At 66.2% G+C, this 16,470-nt stretch carries 13 protein-coding genes; 5 read left to right on the forward strand and 8 right to left on the reverse strand.

The window, feature by feature from the left end; genetic code table 11:
* Positions 1-124 precede the first annotated feature (124 nt).
* Positions 125-988 carry a sulfurtransferase gene (locus LK10_RS02995; protein WP_043119967.1) on the reverse strand — a complete coding sequence of 288 codons (864 nt, stop codon included), beginning with the start codon at positions 986-988 and terminating at the stop codon, positions 125-127.
* Between the two features lie 62 nt (positions 989-1,050).
* Complete coding sequence (locus tag LK10_RS03000; protein WP_043119968.1) at positions 1,051-1,707, reverse strand: MBL fold metallo-hydrolase; 657 nt, start codon at positions 1,705-1,707, stop codon at positions 1,051-1,053.
* A gap of 111 nt (positions 1,708-1,818) precedes the next feature.
* On the opposite strand from LK10_RS03000, the gene LK10_RS03005 reads away from it, so the two are divergent.
* A complete protein-coding gene (locus LK10_RS03005; protein ID WP_043119971.1) occupies positions 1,819-2,277 on the forward strand; it encodes a Fur family transcriptional regulator in 459 nt (152 codons plus the stop codon).
* A gap of 90 nt (positions 2,278-2,367) precedes the next feature.
* Here the strand turns inward: LK10_RS03005 and LK10_RS03010 are convergent, their stop codons facing one another.
* The 6 genes from LK10_RS03010 to LK10_RS03035 form a co-directional block, all read right to left on the reverse strand.
* Entirely contained in the window at positions 2,368-3,807 is a 1,440-nt protein-coding gene (locus LK10_RS03010) for a hypothetical protein (RefSeq protein WP_156144005.1), read from the reverse strand.
* A 410-nt stretch (positions 3,808-4,217) separates the two neighbouring features.
* Entirely contained in the window at positions 4,218-5,132 is a 915-nt protein-coding gene (locus LK10_RS03015; RefSeq protein ID WP_043119973.1) for a metal ABC transporter permease, read from the reverse strand.
* Positions 5,129-6,028 (reverse strand): metal ABC transporter ATP-binding protein, encoded by a 900-nt coding sequence (locus LK10_RS03020; RefSeq protein WP_081998223.1) that lies wholly within the window; start codon positions 6,026-6,028, stop codon positions 5,129-5,131. Before LK10_RS03020 ends, LK10_RS03015 begins: the two co-directional genes overlap by 4 nt.
* A gap of 25 nt (positions 6,029-6,053) precedes the next feature.
* Positions 6,054-7,043, reverse strand: coding sequence for a metal ABC transporter solute-binding protein, Zn/Mn family (locus LK10_RS03025; protein WP_043119974.1), 990 nt, complete (start codon positions 7,041-7,043; stop codon positions 6,054-6,056).
* A gap of 118 nt (positions 7,044-7,161) precedes the next feature.
* A complete protein-coding gene (locus LK10_RS03030) occupies positions 7,162-8,232 on the reverse strand; it encodes a hemolysin family protein (RefSeq protein WP_043119975.1) in 1,071 nt (356 codons plus the stop codon).
* Positions 8,232-9,554 (reverse strand): hemolysin family protein, encoded by a 1,323-nt coding sequence (locus LK10_RS03035; protein WP_043119977.1) that lies wholly within the window; start codon positions 9,552-9,554, stop codon positions 8,232-8,234. The genes LK10_RS03030 and LK10_RS03035 overlap by 1 nt, the downstream gene beginning before the upstream one ends.
* 450 nt (positions 9,555-10,004) lie before the next feature.
* Between LK10_RS03035 and LK10_RS03040 the strand changes: the two genes are divergently transcribed.
* The 4 genes from LK10_RS03040 (at position 10,005) to LK10_RS03055 (ending at position 16,423) form a co-directional block, all read left to right on the forward strand.
* Positions 10,005-13,889: a multifunctional oxoglutarate decarboxylase/oxoglutarate dehydrogenase thiamine pyrophosphate-binding subunit/dihydrolipoyllysine-residue succinyltransferase subunit gene (locus tag LK10_RS03040; RefSeq protein ID WP_052206872.1), complete on the forward strand. Its 3,885-nt coding sequence runs from the start codon at positions 10,005-10,007 to the stop codon at positions 13,887-13,889.
* Between the two features lie 237 nt (positions 13,890-14,126).
* Positions 14,127-14,729, forward strand: a complete 603-nt coding sequence (locus LK10_RS03045) for a GDSL-type esterase/lipase family protein (protein ID WP_043119978.1) — start codon at positions 14,127-14,129, stop codon at positions 14,727-14,729.
* Positions 14,730-14,849: 120 nt separating this feature from the next.
* The gene (locus LK10_RS03050) at positions 14,850-15,707 is read left to right on the forward strand and encodes a DUF4097 family beta strand repeat-containing protein (protein WP_043119979.1); all 858 of its coding nucleotides are present in this window, start codon (positions 14,850-14,852) and stop codon (positions 15,705-15,707) included.
* Positions 15,704-16,423, forward strand: a complete 720-nt coding sequence (locus tag LK10_RS03055; protein WP_043119980.1) for a PadR family transcriptional regulator — start codon at positions 15,704-15,706, stop codon at positions 16,421-16,423. The genes LK10_RS03050 and LK10_RS03055 overlap by 4 nt, the downstream gene beginning before the upstream one ends.
* The last annotated feature ends 47 nt before the right edge of the window (positions 16,424-16,470 follow it).

The following is a 16,470-nucleotide window of genomic DNA, read 5'->3' on the forward strand; positions in this document are numbered from 1 at the left end:
CTCAGTGCTCGGAGACGGGGGAATCGGTGTTATTCACCTCGTCAAACCGCCGCCGCGCGATGACCGGAACCCGAAGATCAGGCCAGACGAGTAGATGCCTCCTGACCTCGGCCAGACACTACGCTCAGGGCTCCTCACCCGTCGCCACCGGCCGAGAGGGGTCCCTGGACCATTGGGAAAAGGAACCGGGATAGAGTGCCGCGTCAATCCCTGCGATGGCGAGCGCGGCGATGTCGTGCGCTGCAGTGACGCCGGAGCCGCAGTAGACCGCGACGGGCCGGCCGGGTTCGGCCCCAAGCTCGGCGTAACGGCGTCTGAGCTCCTCGGGAGGCCGGAACCGTCCGTCGTCGCCCAGATTGCGCGAGGTGGGAGCGCTCACGGCGCCAGGGATGTGCCCCGCACGCGGATCGACCGGCTCGACTTCGCCCCGGTACCTTTCGGGAGCGCGCGCATCGAGGAGGAGTCCTTCGAACGAAGCCGCTTCGTCGGCGTCGATGGTCGGCAGCCGATTGCTGTCCAAGTGCACTGTGCCGGGGATCGTCGGAGTCTCCACGCCCTCGGCCAGTGGGAAGCCAGCGGCACGCCACGCGCCGAGGCCGCCGTCGAGGAGATAGACGTTCTCGAAACCCGCATCGCGCAGGAGCCACCAAGCCCGTGCCGCGGCCTGCCCTGCCGAATCGTCGTACGCGACGACCACGTCGCCGTCGTCAATGCCCCACCGCCTCGCCGCTGCCTCGAATCCTTCCGGAGTCGGCAGAGGGTGGCGGCCCCCGGCAGCCTCTTCAGGACTCCCGGAACCAACAGGAACGGCAAGTTCCTGCTCGAGGTCCACGAAGACCGCTCCCGGCAGGTGCCCAGCCGCATAGGCCTCTCGGCCTGGCGGCCCAGCGAGGGACCAACGGACATCGAGGAGGACAGTGCGCTGCTCCGCGTCGAGGCGACGCTTGAGCTCGTCAATGCCGATGAGCACCTGCTGCTGGATTTCCATGGTCTTCACCCTAACCACGCGTCTTCACCTAACCGCGAACGGAGGAGCTGGGCGTGCTTCCCTCAGATCTCGACCGACTCCCCCGGTTCGAGATGCCGGTACTCGGTGCCGTAAAGGGCGCCGATCCGCTTCGCGTGGCCTTCCACGATGCCCGTGCCGAGGTCGTTGATGAGCGCGTTGTGGATGGGGAAGGCACGCCGTGCCCGCACTGCGATGATGAAGTCGATGACCTCTTGAATCTTGTTCCACGGAGCATGCACCGGCACGAGCAGTGTCTCGACCTCGATGCCGTTCGGGACGGTGAAGGAGTCTCCGGGGTGGAACACCTCCCCGTCGACGACGTAGCCGATGTTGGCCACTACGGGAACCAGAGGATGAATGAGAGCGTGCTGGCTGCCGAAGGTCTGCACGCGGAAGCCTGCCGCTTCGAACTCCTGGCCCGGCTCCGCCGTGTGCACGCGACTGGCTGCAGTTGGCGCCGCATCACGCAGCTGATCGGCGACCCTCCCGGGAGCCCAAGCCGAGAGTGAGTCCGTCCCTTCGAGAACTGCACTGACGCGGTCAATGTCCAGGTGATCCGCGTGCTCATGGGTCACAAGAAGGGCCTCGGCGCCAGCAAGGGCGTCCTCAACCTCTGAGAAGCTGCCGGGGTCGATGACGAGAGCGCGCCCGCCCTTGTCGAAGCGGACGCACGCGTGGGTGTACTTGGTGAGCTTCATGCGGTCAGTCTAGGCAGGCTTGCTAGGCTGGAATACCTGCGGGGACGCGCCACGTTTGCCTCCGCGGGAAGAATCGGGCGGGAATTCCCCTCCCGCGGAAGAGAGGGTGCAGTGGCCGAGACGACGGCGTCGGGCCGAGCCCGCGCAGCAGGCGGACGTGAGCAGCGCGTCACGAAGCAGAAGGTCGCGGTAAGCGACACGTTGGATGAGCTCGCGGACTTCGTCTCCACTCAGGAGCTGCACCGCATCCTGCAGGATCGAGGCGCCTCGATCTCGCTCGCCACGACCTACCGGATCGTCCAGTCGATGGCCGAGGATGGGCTGCTCGACGTCCTCCGGGCGGACGACGGCGAAGCGCGCTACCGTCGTTGCGAGGCCCACGGCCATCATCATCACCTCGTGTGCCGCCGCTGCGGCAAGGCGGTCGAGATCGAGGCCCCAGCGGTCGAGGCCTGGGCAAGCAGGATCGCGGCAGAAAACGGCTACACGGCCGTCGAGCACACGGTAGAGATCTTCGGGCTCTGCCCGGAGTGCTCGGCGGCTTTGGCCGCCGAGCACTCCGAAGGATAGCCGAGCACTCCGAAGGATAAAGGGACGCCGGAAGGAAGAGGGACGGGGCGAGAGCCCGCGGCTCTCGCCCCGTCCACCTTTTCGAGATGATCAGGGGCGGATCGCCCACCCTCCACCGCGCGTCGTGGCGACACGGTCGATGCCGGTGATCGGAGCGCCGTTGACATCCACCACGAACCCCGGAGCGACCGTTGTAAGGAACTGGTTCGCCGGGCCTTGTCCGCGTTCGCATTCGTCGCTGGGATTCCCGAAGCTGACGACGCGCCCGTCTGACAGGGTCGCGAATACCGGCGCCGAGACCGAGACGTTCTTGACGGTCACCCCGGACAGGCCGAGGGCACGGACCACGTCGACGGATCGCGCGAACCGATCCATGACGCTGCCGCCGGCAACCGTGGTCGGGGTCCGACCGCCCCAGACCCACACCAGTCCGTCCTGGCCAACCGCCGCCGTGACGTATCCCGAATCCGTGTACGGGCTTGTGTGCACCGCGAGGCTCTTCGCCAGAAGGGGTGAGTTCTGGCTTCCGGCCCAAACCTGCTCGGCGTATCCCGCGAGCCGGGTGGACGTCCCGGTGGTCGCCCGGACGGACCAGACGGTGCCGTCCGCCTTCCGTGCCGTGATCTGCGGGTCGGTGCCTGCTGCGATTTCAACAACCCCCCGGAGATCGGTGCCGTCCTGCATTTTGACCGTGACGGGCGCAGGGCCCGTGTTCCTCGACGGGAGGATGAAGACCCTGCCGTCCGAGGAGAGCGCCACTGCCCCGGCGAGATCGTTCCAGAAGTGGGCGATCTGCACGAACGTCACGCCTGGAGGATTGCGCACCTGGCTCGCGGTCATGCTCGTCGTGACGTAGTGCTCCGTGAATACCCGGCCCTGCGACGTGAGGATAGCGATGACCTGTGGACCCCCGGCGAGCGACACCATGGTCTCGCCCGGATTCAACGCAATGGTGCGATTGGTCCTTGTCACCGGAGAGCCAGCGAACGATACGTAGGAGAGCCCGTCGGGCGAGATCATGTAGGTGTGCTCGTCCCCCACCTGGGCGACGTCGCGGTACCGGGTCCAGCCCTGGTCGATCACCCGCTGTGGCGCCGCCGCATAGGGACGGTTGTAGGGCGTCTGCGAGATTCCGGTTCCATTCATAGTCCCGTAGCCCCAGACCAGGCCGCTCCCCGCGAGCGGTACGGCGACCAGCGTCACGGACAGGGTTGTGCTGCCAGGGGTGAAACTCGTCGCTGAGGCTGTCAGAGTGGCAGAGGCGACCGGCGTGGCCGGAGCTTTGACCAGGCCAACGGTGAAAGCCCCGGTGACCGGATCCACGGTTGCCGTAGGGGGCCCAGTGAAGCCGTCCGGGTAGAGCAAGGTGACGACGCTGGGGTAGGTGCCGGACGTCAACGTCACCTTGCCCGAGATCGTGGTGTACGTGCCGCCCGCGTTTGTGGAATAGTTCGGCTGATCAAAGGAGATGGTGCCTGATCCGGAGGCTGCTGCCAGTGGAGCCGCGGCGACGGCAGCAACAACAGGCACGGTCCAAGCTGCTCCTTGGAGGACGGAACGGCGCCCCAATGTATTCTTCTGCTCTTGCATGCCAGAAAATGCCTTTCAGGTGCGAGTACTGCTATGGCGGCACGATCGACACGTCGGTCCACGGACGAATTCCCGGGCGTATCGGGACAGGTCCCTCTGGCGCCTACAAGAGGAGCGCCCCCAAGGGCGACCTAGACAAGTCCGCGCACGTGAGCTGAACGGTTACCGCAGCGAGCCACGAGGCAACGCCTCGTTCACGCTATTTCCTGGCTTCCCCGGGTCAGTGTCCTTGAGGCAACTCTCTCCGTGGTCTGCCCCGTTTCCAGACACATCTCAGTGGCAGCAGCGGCCGAATTGAGTGTTTGCTTTCAGAACGGGTCAGTGGTCAGGGCGGTTGCCTTAAGGCGCTCCTAGACGGCAGATTCCGCCGTTTGCGCGGCTTCCCGGGTCGACCCCTCCTCGACCACCCTTCCGGAATTCCCTCGGCGGACGCGCAGGAGCCCGATCCCCGCGCACACGAGGTAGATGAGGAACGAGAGCGTCGTGATGTAGGGACTGATGGGAATGCGGCCGCCCAGCGAGAGGAGGATGCCGCCGACGGTGGCCATCTCGGCGAAGACCACGCTCAGGAACACCGCGAGGGCCGGGGACGAGGTTGCCTTCTGTGCCGCGGCCGCGGGGGTGATGAGCAGGGCGAGAACCAGGAGGGCGCCGACCACCTGAATCGAGAGCGCGACGCTGACGCCCAGCAGGAACATGAACAGGATCCCGAGGAACCGCACGGGGACACCCCGCGCGCGTGCCATGTCTGGGTCAACGCTCGAGAAGGAGAGGGGGCGCCACACGATCAGGAGCACGACGATCACAGCGATCGCCGCGATCGCGAGCACTTGTAGCTGGACCGTGTCCACCGCAACGATCTGCCCGGTCAAGAGCCCGAACTTGTTGGCAGAACGCCCCTGATACAGGGAGAGGAAGAGGATGCCGAGACCAAGGCCGAACGGCATCAAGACCCCGATGATGGAGTTCTTCGCCCGCGCGCGGCCTCCCATGAAACCCATCGTGAGCGCTGCCAGGACCGAGCCCACGAGCGAGCCCGTTACGACGTCGGTCCCGGCGAGCAACGCGAATGAGGCCCCGGCGAATGAGAGTTCCGAGACGCCGTGGACGGCGAACGCGAGATCGCGCCGCACCACGAAGGTGCCGACCAGTCCGCCGAGCAGGCCGAGGACGGCTCCGGCCCAGACCGAGTCTTGGACCAATTGAAGGAGCTGGCCATAGTTGTCGAAAGAGAAGATCGAGTTCCAGATGTCGGAGAAGCTCATCTGTCAGCCCCTTCCTTCTCCCCTGCCGACTCGTCTTCAGACGGAAGCGCATGCCCATGGTGGAGGTGCGTCGTCGCGTCCGGGAGGCCTACGACGACGATTCGGCCGTTGATGCGCGAAACCTCCACTCGGCTTCCGTAGAGTTCGGACAGGATCTCGGTCCGCATGACCTCCTCGGGGGAGCCGACGCGAAACTGGCCCTCCGCGAGGTAGAGAACGCGGTCGACATAGTCGAGGATCGGGTTGATCTCATGCGTCACGAAGACGACTGCAGCCCCGGTCTCGGCCCGCTGCCGATCGATGAGGGCGCTTACGCCCTGCTGGTGGTTGAGGTCGAGCGCGAGGAGCGGCTCGTCGCAGAGGAGCGCTTTCGGGTTCCCGGCAATCGCCTGCGCGACCCGGAGCCGCTGCAGTTCGCCGCCGGAGAGCTGTCCCACCGGCACCTTCGCGTAGGGGGTGGCGCCCACGCGTTCCAGCAGAGCGTCTACAGTGGCGTCCACGTCGCGCCGCCGCCAGCGGACGCCCCAGCGATGGCCGTCCACGCCAAGCGCCACGAGGTCCCGGGCGCGAAGCGGCACATCAGCTGCGAACCCCTTCTGCTGGGGGACGTAGCCGATGTCGCGCCCTCTGGACCCGGGCGAATGCCCAGCCACACGCGCGGTGCCGGAGGTGAGCGGGAGCAACCCGAGGAGCACCTTGAGGAAGCTGGTCTTGCCGCTGCCGTTAGGCCCTAGGACGGCGAAGAATTCGCCCGGTTTGATATCGAGGTCAAGCCCACTCCAGAGCGTGCGCGCCCCGAACGCCAACGAGGCTCCCCGGAGCACGACGGCGGATGCCTCCGGCCGCTGACCGGAGGCGCTCTCGCGCGCGCTGGCCCGACCGCCGTCGTTCGTCATGATTGCCAAGTCTAGGTCAGCCCGCTCACGAGCGGGCGCCCCCGAGCGCCGTTGCGATTTCGTCGGCGTTCTGCGTCATCCATGTGACGTAGTCGCTGCCTTCGGGCATCGTCTCGTAGAAGTTCGCGACCGGGACCTTCGCGTTCTGCGCATACGTCTTGAGCGCCTCCGTCTGCTGACTCTCCGTCTGCGGGTTGAAGGCGAGCAGCTTGATGCTGTGGCTCGAAAGCAGGTCCTGCATCTCCTTGAGCGCCGCGGGCGGCACATCGTTGCCTGCCTCGACGGCCGAGCTGAAGGCCTCGGGCGTCTTATCCTGGAGACCCGCGGCTTCCAACATGTACAGCGGCACGGGTTCGGTCACTGCGACACCCTCCCCGGAGTGGGCTGCCCTGATGGCCTGGAGCTTCGAGGTGATCCCGGCGAGCTTGCTGTCCCATTGGCTGGCCCGGTCTTTGAACGCCTGGGCGTCGGCCGGGTCGAGCTTCCCCAGTCTGTCAGCAATCGTCTGGGCGACCTTCTGCATTGCATCTTGGCTGTACCAGATGTGCTCGTTGAAGTTGGCTGCGGCTGAGGCGCTGGCACCTGCGCGGAGCCCCGACGCGTCAACGGCATTGAGGACGGCATCGCCCGAGAGGTTGGCGTCGTCGGTCAGCTTCGTCATGAAGTCGTCGTATCCCGCGCCGTTGACGATGACGAGCTTCGCCTTCGCGACCGCAAGGCGGTCCTGGGTCGTCGCCTCATACGAGTGCGGATCCTGGCTGGCCTTCGAGATGATCGAGGTGACGCTGACCTTGTCGCCGCCGATCGATTTCGCGATGTCACCGTAGACGTTGGTCGAGGCGACGACCGAAATCTGGCTGGAGCCCGACGCGCCCGCTCCCGAGCCCCCTGCGGCTTGCGTACCGCATGCGCTGAGAGCTACGACGCTTGCGAGGGAGACCGACGCCAGTCCAAGGCGGGTAGGAGAAGCGTGGGAAAGAAGGCGCCGAGCAAGGCTGGGGAACGAAAAGTGCACTGGGACCTCGGTTCGGTTCGAGCGGCAGGGAGGGCCGACAGACAGGCTAATGCGAATTCATCGCAACAAGAGTCACTGTAGCGCCTCTTGGGAACAATTCCCATTTAGCCCTGCAGACTCAGGTTCGCCGCTCCCTCTCGAACCGGCGGGACTGTCCCGCCTGGGTCGCATCCCGAATCTCGCCCACGAGCTGCTCGATGACGTCCTCGAGGAAGAGCACCCCTCGTGTGCCGCCCTCAGGGCCAATCACACGGGCCACGTGGAGGCCGGTCTTCTGCATCGCCGTGAGCGCGTCCTCGATATTGGTGTCCAGACCGAGGTTGGCCAAGGAGCGAACGCGGGCCTCTCCTATCGGGCGGTCGCGTGCGGCCTCCGGGATTGCAAGGACATCCTTGACGTGAAGGTAACCCGTGAGCTCGCCGTCGTCGTCGACCATGGGGAAGCGGGAGAAGCCCGTCTTCGCGACCGCCTTCTCGAAGCCTGAGGGCGTGACCGACGTCGGAAGCGTCACGATCAGCTCGAGCGGCACCATGATCGAGGCGACCGTCTGGTCCGAGAACTCGAGCGCGCCCGAGAGAAGGCCGGACTCGTCGTCGACGAGGCCAGACTTGGTCGAGACCTCGACGATCGACTGGACCTCCTCAAGGGTGAACGAGGAGGACACCTCGTCTTTGGGCTGCACCCCCAAGAGGCGCAGCACGCCGTTCGCCGACCAGTTGAGCGCTACGATGATGGGACGGACGAGCCGCGAGATCCCGACGAGGATCGGCGCGAGCACGATCGCGGCGCGGTCGGCGACGGACACCGAGAGGTTCTTCGGCACCATCTCCCCGAACGTCACGTGCAGGATCGTGACGAGCCCAAGCCCGACGATAAACGCAACGGTCTCGGAGGCCTCCGCAGGAATGTTGAGCGCGGCGAGCGGAACGCCGACGAGATCGTGGATCGCGGGCTCTGCGACTTGGAGCAGGAGGAGCGAGCACACCGTGATGCCGAGCTGGGCGCACGCAAGCATTAGCGAGACGTGTTCCATTGCGCGCAGCGTCGTGGCCGCCCGCTTGGAGCCGGCCTCGGCGACCGGCTCGATCTGGCTGCGGCGCGCCGACATGATGGCGAACTCCGCCGACACGAAGAACGCGTTGCCGAGCAGGAGCACGACGAGCCAGACGATGCCTCCCCAGTCGCCCATCACGCCTCGGCCCCTTCGGCTCCGGCAGAAACCTTCGGTGCGGGAACGAACCGGAGCCTGTCGACGCGACGCCCGTCCATCCGGGTCACCTCGAGTGCCCCGCCCTCGACGTCGATTCGGTCACCTTGGACGGGCACACGGCCGAGGGATCGCATCACGAAGCCGCCCACAGTCTCGTAGGCGGGATCGTCGTCGACGACCAGCCCGGGCACCTGTTCGGACACTTCGTCCGGGCGCATGAGCCCCGGGAAGAACCAATCGCCGGCGGCGCTCTGGAGCACACCGGGCGCGAGCCGGTCATGCTCGTCGGAGACTTCGCCAACGATCTCCTCGACCAGGTCCTCGAGAGTGACGACGCCCGCGGTTCCGCCGTACTCGTCCAGAACCACGGCAAGCTGCAAGTTGCCGGCGCGAAGCTGGGAGATGAGCGCGTCGAGATGGATCGTCTCGGGCACGCGGAGCACGTCAGTCATGATCGCGCCGGCCTCGAGAGAGGCACGGCGCTCGGCAGGGACCGCGACGGCCTTCTTGACGTGCACGAGTCCCCGGACATCGTCGGGCGAGTCACCGATGACAGGAAAACGAGAGTGCCCCGTGGCCCGGGCGGCGACGATGACGTCCTCCACTGAATCTGTGGCGTCAACGGTTGTAACGCGCATCCGAGGCGTCATGACATCGGCCGCCGTGCGTTCCGAGAAGCTCAACGTGCGGGAGACGAAGCGGGCAGTTCCCTCATCGAGGGTGCCGAGCTCGGCGGAGCGCCGCACAAGGGAGGCAAGCTCCGCGGGCGAGCGCGCGCCCGAGATCTCCTCTTGGGCCTCCACGCCCATTGCGTGGAGGACCTTGTTGGCGAATCCGTTGAGCACGACAATGGCGGGCTTGAACACCGCCGTGAAGATGAGCTGCGGGCGGGCGACGGCGCGGCCCACGCCCAACGCTCGGGCGATCGCGAGGTTCTTGGGAACAAGCTCTCCGAGGAGCATCGAACCGAGCGTCGCGATGATCATGGCGATGACGAGCGAGACGGCGTCCGCAGCCGGAACACCGAGGCCCGCGAGCGGCGGCTCGAGCAGCTTGCCCACTGAAGGCTCCATGACGAAGCCCGTCAGCAGGGTCGTGAGAGTGATGCCGAGCTGACAGCTCGAGAGCTGCGTCGAAAGGCTCGTGATGCACTGCATGAGCGCCTTGGCCCCCGGCTCCCCACGGTCGATGCTCCGTTGAACTGTCGAGTGATCAAGCGCAACGAGTGAGAACTCGACTGAGACAAAGAAGCCAGTGCCGAGGACGAGGATGATTCCCGCAGCGAGGAGAAGCCACTCCATTCAGGCACCGACCGCCCGGGAGAATGCAGGGAGATGAAATTCGGAATTTCGACAGAGTGTAGAAATTGCTCGAATTCCCCGCGCTGTGCTGAAAGAACGCTTTTTAGAACTTGGTTTGCAACTCGGTTCAGGGCACGGTTTGGAACTTCGTGGAGGGTCGTCGTCCATGGCCGTTCCAGCTTATCAGCCATGCCTTCCCCTCAGCGGAGCGGCACTGGCACTGAAACGGATGGCGATCAAGGATGTGACACTGCCCACGGATTGCCCGTTTCGCGCGCTGCCTCACTAGACTAGACGGGAGTGTGAACCGGAAGGCCCAGTCTTCTCCGATTCACGGTGGCAGGCGGCTCCTGTCCCGACATCGAACCGCCTGCCGGGCCATGGTCCGGTGGCTGGCCTGTGAAGACCTGCCTCCTGGCCCAACAGATCGATGGAAGAGGCGTATCTCCAGTGCCAGAACTGCCAACCCACCGCCTGCCTGAAGAATTCGGCGGCAATGAGTGGCTTGTCGACGAGCTCTACGAGCAGTACCAGCAAAACAAGAACTCGGTCGACTCCAAGTGGTGGCCACTGTTCGAATCGTTCGAAAACGAAGGCTCGCCAAACGGGTCTCCGGCTGTGAACGGATCCGCGAAGGCGCAGACCGTCGACACGCTGACGAAGCAGCTGCCGACCATGCCTCCGGCCACCAAGCCGTCCCCTGCCGCGCCTGCGCAGACGGCCCCTGCGCAGCCTGCTGCTCCCCCCCAGTCCGCCCCCGCGGCCCAGGCCAGGCCCGCCGCAGCCCCGGCACAGCCGACCGCCCCAAGCCAGCAGGCTCCCTCGGCCGCCGCCCCGAAGAAGGGCGCTGCCGCCGTCGTACGCGATGGCGCCAAGCCTTCGGCGAGCGGACCCATCCCCGCCCAGCTGCCGAAGAAGGCCAAGGACGAGACGGTCGAGGAAGACGTCGTCACGACCCTCCGCGGCCCCGCGAAGGCGATCGCGTCCAACATGATCTCGAGCCTCGAGGTCCCGACGGCCACGACGGTGCGCGCGGTCCCCGCGAAGCTCCTCATGGACAACCGGGTCGTCATCAACAACCACCTCACGCGCGTCCGCGGTGGCAAGGTTTCCTTCACGCACCTCATCGGCTTCGCCGTGATCCGCGCCCTGAAGCTCATGCCGTCGATGAACGTGAGCTACGACGAGATCGACGGCAAGCCTGTCGCCATTCAGCATTCACACGTCAACTTCGGCATCGCCATCGATCTGCCCAAGGACGACGGCACGCGCCTCCTCGTCGTGCCGAACGTCAAGAAGGCCGAGACGATGAACTTCTCGGAGTTCTGGCACACGTACGAGGACCTCATCAAGCGCGCTCGCCTGGGCAAGCTCACCGCGGATGACTACTCGGGCACCACTGTCTCGCTCACCAACCCGGGCGGCATCGGCACCGTTCACTCGGTTCCGCGCCTCTCCAAGGGGCAGGCGGCCATCGTCGGCGTCGGTGCGCTCGAATACCCCGCGGAATTCCAGGGCGCGTCGGAGAAGACCCTCGCGCTTCAGGCTGTGGGCAAGATCATCACCCTGACTTCGACCTACGACCACCGAGTCATCCAGGGCGCAGGATCTGGCGAGTTCCTCCGCATCGTCCACCAGCTCCTGCTCGGCGAGCAGGGCTTCTACGACGAGATCTTCGAGTCGCTGCGCATCCCGTACGAGCCCGTGCGCTGGAGCCCGGACCTGCAGATCAACCCCGAGGACACCATCAACAAGGTGGCCCGGATCCAGCAGCTCATCCACGCGTACCGCGTGCGCGGCCACCTCATGGCGGACACGAACCCGCTCGAGTACGTCCAGCGCAGGCACCCTGACCTCGACGTCCTCACCTATGGGCTCACGCTGTGGGACCTCGACCGTGAATGGCCGACGGGGGGCTTCGGCGGCAAGCCGAAGATGAAGTTCCGCGACATCCTGGGTGTTCTCCGCGACGCCTACTGCCGCACCACTGGCACGGAGTACATGCATCTCCAGGAGCCGGCCGAGCGGAAATGGTTCCAGGACGAGATCGAGCATCCCTACAAGAAGCCGAGCCGTGAGGAGCAGCTCCGGATCGTCTCGCGACTCAATTCGGCAGAGGCGTTCGAGACGTTCCTCCAGACGAAGTTCGTCGGCCAGAAGCGGTTCTCGCTCGAGGGCGGCGAATCGCTCATCCCGATGCTGGACGCGATCCTCTCAGAGGCCGCCGAGGACGGCCTCGACGAGGTGGGCATCGGCATGGCCCACCGCGGACGCCTCAACGTCCTCACGAACATCGCCGGCAAGACCTACGCTCAGGTGTTCCGCGAGTTCGAGGGCACGCAGGACCCGCGCAGCGTCCAGGGCTCCGGCGACGTGAAGTACCACCTCGGCACCGAGGGGACCTTCACCGCGGAGAACGGCAAGAAGACGAAGGTCTACCTCGCCGCCAACCCGTCGCACCTCGAAGCCGTCGATTCGGTTCTGGAAGGCATCGTCCGCGCCAAGCAGGACCGGCTCGACGCCGGCGAAGCGTTCCCTGTCCTCCCGATCCTCGTCCACGGCGACGCCGCGTTCGCCGGGCAGGGCGTGGTGGCGGAGACGCTCAACCTCTCGCAGCTGCGCGGCTACCGCACGGGCGGAACGATCCACATCATCGTGAACAACCAGGTCGGCTTCACGACGTCGCCCTCGGCCTCGCGTTCGTCTGTGTACTCGACGGACGTCGCGAAGATGGTTCAGGCGCCGATCTTCCACGTGAACGGCGACGACCCCGAGGCCGTTGTCCGCGTGGCGCAGCTCGCCTACCGCTTCCGCGAGCGCTTCCACAAGGACGTCGTCCTCGACCTCGTCTGCTACCGCCGCCGGGGTCACAACGAGGGCGACGATCCGTCGATGACCCAGCCGCTCATGTACAACCTCATCGAGGCGAAGCGCTCCGTGCGGAAGCTCTACACGGAGAGCCTCATCGGGCGCGGCGACATCACGCAGGAAGAAGCCGAGCAGCTGCTCCGCGATTACCAGGAGCGACTCGAGCGCGTGTTCGCGGAGACGCACGCGGCGCAGACGTCGCCCATCCCGATCGTCACGAGCGACCTCAAGGCCGTCTCGGACCTCGAGCGCCCGATCTCACAGCAGCAGGAGGACTCGGGCGAACAGCGGCCGGAGTCGACCGCGATCAGCACCGAGCTGCTCGCTCGCATCGGTCATGCCCATCTCGAGATTCCGGACTCCTTCACGGTCCATCCCAAGCTCAAGCAGCTCCTGGAGCGGCGCGAGCAGATGTCGCGCGAGGGCGGGATCGACTGGGGCTTCGGTGAACTCGCAGCCTTCGGTTCGCTCGTTTCCGAGGGCGTGCCGGTCCGTCTCTCCGGTCAGGACTCACGCCGCGGCACGTTCGTGCAGCGCCACGCGGTCTTCCACGACCGGACGACGGGCGCTGAGTGGACGCCGCTCGCGAGCCTCTCCGACGGCAAGGCGAAGCTCTCGATCTACGACTCCTCGCTCTCGGAGTACGCCGCCCTCGGTTTCGAGTACGGCTACTCGGTCGAGCGCCCCGACGCGCTCGTCCTCTGGGAGGCCCAGTTCGGCGACTTCGTCAACGGCGCCCAGACCGTGATCGACGAGTTCATCTCCTCCGCAGAGCAGAAGTGGGGCCAACGCTCCTCACTCGTCATGCTTCTCCCCCACGGCTACGAGGGGCAGGGGCCTGACCACTCGTCCGCCCGCATCGAGCGCTTCCTCCAGCTGTGCGCCGAGGACAACATGATCGTCGCGCACCCGAGCACGCCGGCGTCGCACTTCCACCTGCTGCGTCGCCAGGCGTACAGCCGGCCCCGGAAGCCGCTTATTGTGTTCACCCCGAAGCAGCTCCTTCGCCTCAAGGCGGCGTCGTCGCCAGTCGAGGAGTTCACGTCGGGCACGTTCCGCCCGGTGATCCCTGAGCACGAGAACCTCGACGGTCAGCGGGTGGAGCGTGTCCTGCTCGTTTCGGGTCGCCTGTACTACGACCTGCTGGCCGCGCGCACCAAGGCGAAGGACACGACGACGGCGATCGTCCGCATCGAGCAGCTCTACCCGCTGCCGCAGGCTGAGATCGCCGCAGAGCTCGCGAAGTACCCGAACGCCGAGGTCGTGTGGGCACAGGACGAACCGAACAACCAGGGTGCTTGGACCTACCTCGCCCTCAACTTGGCACCCACCCTCGACCGGCCACTGCGCGTCGTGTCGCGGCCCGCGTCGGCGGCCACGTCCGCCGGCTCCATGAAGCGGCACGCGGCTGAGGAGTCCACCCTCCTGGAGCTCTGCTTCCGCGCGGGGGTTGGGGCCAACGCCTAGCCGATAGCGCGGGTGCTCGGCTCCTCAGCGGCGGAGCACCCGGAAAGCCAAGAACGACGGCGGCCGCACCTTCCCAGCGAAGGTGCGGCCGCCGTCGTCTGCTCTAGCCGGAACGTCTGCTCAAGCTACCCGCCCCGATGGCACGGCGTCCCCAGTACCGCGCCCTCCGTTCGCTAGACTCGGGAGCCGAAGGAGTCGTGCTGACGCACGGCGGAAGCTGGTCACTGGGAGGGGCGCATGGCGCACGAGAGGAAGGTTCGCCTCGCGGCGATCGGCGACGAACTGCTCGCAGGCAACGGTGATCCCCGCGCGCTTGGCTGGCTGGGCCGGGTACTGGCGCGCACACCGCGGGAAGAACTCACTCTCGAGAGCTATGTGCTCGCGGCACCTCAGGAAGGAACGGAGTCCCTCTCGACCCGTTGGCTCGACGAGGCACAGCGCCGCTTCGGCGACGGCTTCGAGAATCGCTTGGTCATAGGGCTCTCCGGCCGTGACATCGAATTCGGCATTTCCCCTGCCCGCAGTCGGCTCAACGTGGCCAACATCCTCGACAGCGCGGCCCAGAACAGCGCCGAAGTGTTCGTGGTTGGACCTCCCCCGACGCTCGACCCCGTCCAGAACCGGCGGCTGGCCGAGCTGAACACGGCTTTCGCCGATGTGACGACGCGGCGTAAGCACTACTACGTGGACACGTTCTCGCCCCTTCTCAACCATGAGCAATGGCGCGGCGATCTCGCCGGAAATGCCGGAGCGCCGGGCCAGGCCGGCTATGGCCTCATCGCTTGGCTCGTCCTCCACCGCGGCTGGTTCCCCTGGCTGCGCCTCCCCCAGCCTCAGTAAGCCTGCGAAGCCTCTGATTCAGGGGCTTGCCACCGGTCCGTTCGCGATATATCGTGATTTGAACATCGAGTTATAACGCGTTCTCCGGCTTCGACGGCGAACGCCGGGCGAGGAGGGGACATGTCAGAGGAAAACTGGAGCATCACCGAGCCCCAAACCGTCACGGTAGAAGGCGTTCGCTCGTTGCGCGCGGGGATCGTGGGCGGCCGCCTCGATGTGATCGTCCACGAATCAGAAGACGCGGTGATCGAGGTCAGTGAAGTGCGGGGAGATCCGGTCGCCGTGAGCCTCCATGACGGCCGCCTCGAGGTGCGTCACCAGCTGCACGGCCTCGAAGGCTGGTTCAAGAACCTCATGGGAACGGTCTCGGGGACGAGCGAGAACTGGGCAGTCATCTCGATCGCGGTTCCTGCGGGTACCGCGGTGGAGATCGGCACTGTCGGAGGAGACGGCCTCGTTTCGGGCACCGGCCCCCTCACGAAGCTCAACACGGTGTCGGGTTCCGTCTTCAGCGACCGCACTGAGGGCGAACTCCACCTCAACACGGTGAGCGGAGACGTCATTGCCCGGAACCATGACGGCATCCTGACGGCGAACACCGTCTCGGGCGAGATCACCGCCTCGGGGCGCCTCAAGGACGTGCGGGCCAAATCCGTTTCAGGGGATCTTGTCTTCGACACCGAGGGCTACTGCCATTCGCTGGGCGCGAGCACAGTGAGCGGTGATGTCACGATCCGTCTCCCCCGCGACGTCGGGGTCGACCTCGCGGCGACCACTGTGTCGGGACGCGTCGTCGTCGGCGAATCCCGCTTCACGTCCTTCAAGGGCAAGCTCGAGACGATCCTCGGCAACGATCTTCAGCTCATGCTCCTGAGAACCAACACCGTCTCAGGCGACGTGTCCGTGGTGCATGCCGATGACCGGGCCTCGGCGCCTCAGGCGGGCAGCGCGCACGACGACGGGCAGGCGGCGGGGTGACGCCACCGGTCTTTGCGCATGGGGCGCTCCGGCTGTACCTCTTGGCCCTCCTCGAAGATGGGCCCCGGCACGGCTACGAACTCATCAAGGCACTCAGCGATCGCTTCGGTGGCACCTACGCACCGAGCCCAGGAACCGTCTACCCGCGCCTCGCGAAGCTGCAGGAGGAAGGCCTCGTTGCCGCTGAGGCGGAGGGGCGGCGGAGCGTCTACCGCATCACCGACGCCGGTCGGGCCGAGCTCGATGCACGCCGTGACGAGGTCGCGGACGTAGAGCAGGACATCAGCGCCTCGGTCCGTCGCCTCGCGGACACTCTGCGAGACGAACTGCGTTCGAGCATGCGGGGACTGCGGGCCGACCTCGCTGCGAGCGCGGAGTCGGCTCGGCTTCGCGCGAAGGAGTCAGCGCGGGGGGCGCGCGGCGAGCCATGGACGACGCCGAGCCAGCGGTCCGCGGGTGACGGAGCGACGTCGTCCGCTCACCGAAATGAGCCGAGCGAGACGCCGCCCCGAAAGCCCTCGGGCGAGCCCCTCAGCCGAGAGAGCCAAGGGCGGCTCAAGGAAGCGGAAATGCTCGTCCAAGCGTTCCGGGACGATGTACGGGTCGAGCTTCGGAGCCACGCAGCACGCGAGCCGGTGACCGACGTGACTGTCGAAACTCTGCGGACGGTCCTTGACCAGGCGCGTATCGCAGTACGGAACTCGCTCCGGGGATGAGGGAATAAGAGCCAGGACCCGGACCTCGTTTAGGTGCCTTCGCCGCT

Source organism: Sinomonas humi, assembly GCF_000802235.1.
Lineage (GTDB): Bacteria > Actinomycetota > Actinomycetes > Actinomycetales > Micrococcaceae > Sinomonas > Sinomonas humi.

Coding starts and splice junctions, on each gene's coding strand:
- LK10_RS02995 (WP_043119967.1), bottom strand. CDS start 988: ATGGAAATCCAGCAGCAGGTGCTCATCGGCATTGACGAGCTCAAGCGT.
- LK10_RS03000 (WP_043119968.1), bottom strand. CDS start 1,707: ATGAAGCTCACCAAGTACACCCACGCGTGCGTCCGCTTCGACAAGGGC.
- LK10_RS03015 (WP_043119973.1), bottom strand. CDS start 5,132: ATGAGCTTCTCCGACATCTGGAACTCGATCTTCTCTTTCGACAACTAT.
- LK10_RS03020 (WP_081998223.1), bottom strand. CDS start 6,028: ATGACGAACGACGGCGGTCGGGCCAGCGCGCGCGAGAGCGCCTCCGGT.
- LK10_RS03030 (WP_043119975.1), bottom strand. CDS start 8,232: ATGGGCGACTGGGGAGGCATCGTCTGGCTCGTCGTGCTCCTGCTCGGC.
- LK10_RS03035 (WP_043119977.1), bottom strand. CDS start 9,554: ATGGAGTGGCTTCTCCTCGCTGCGGGAATCATCCTCGTCCTCGGCACT.
- LK10_RS03045 (WP_043119978.1), top strand. CDS start 14,127: ATGGCGCACGAGAGGAAGGTTCGCCTCGCGGCGATCGGCGACGAACTG.
- LK10_RS03050 (WP_043119979.1), top strand. CDS start 14,850: ATGTCAGAGGAAAACTGGAGCATCACCGAGCCCCAAACCGTCACGGTA.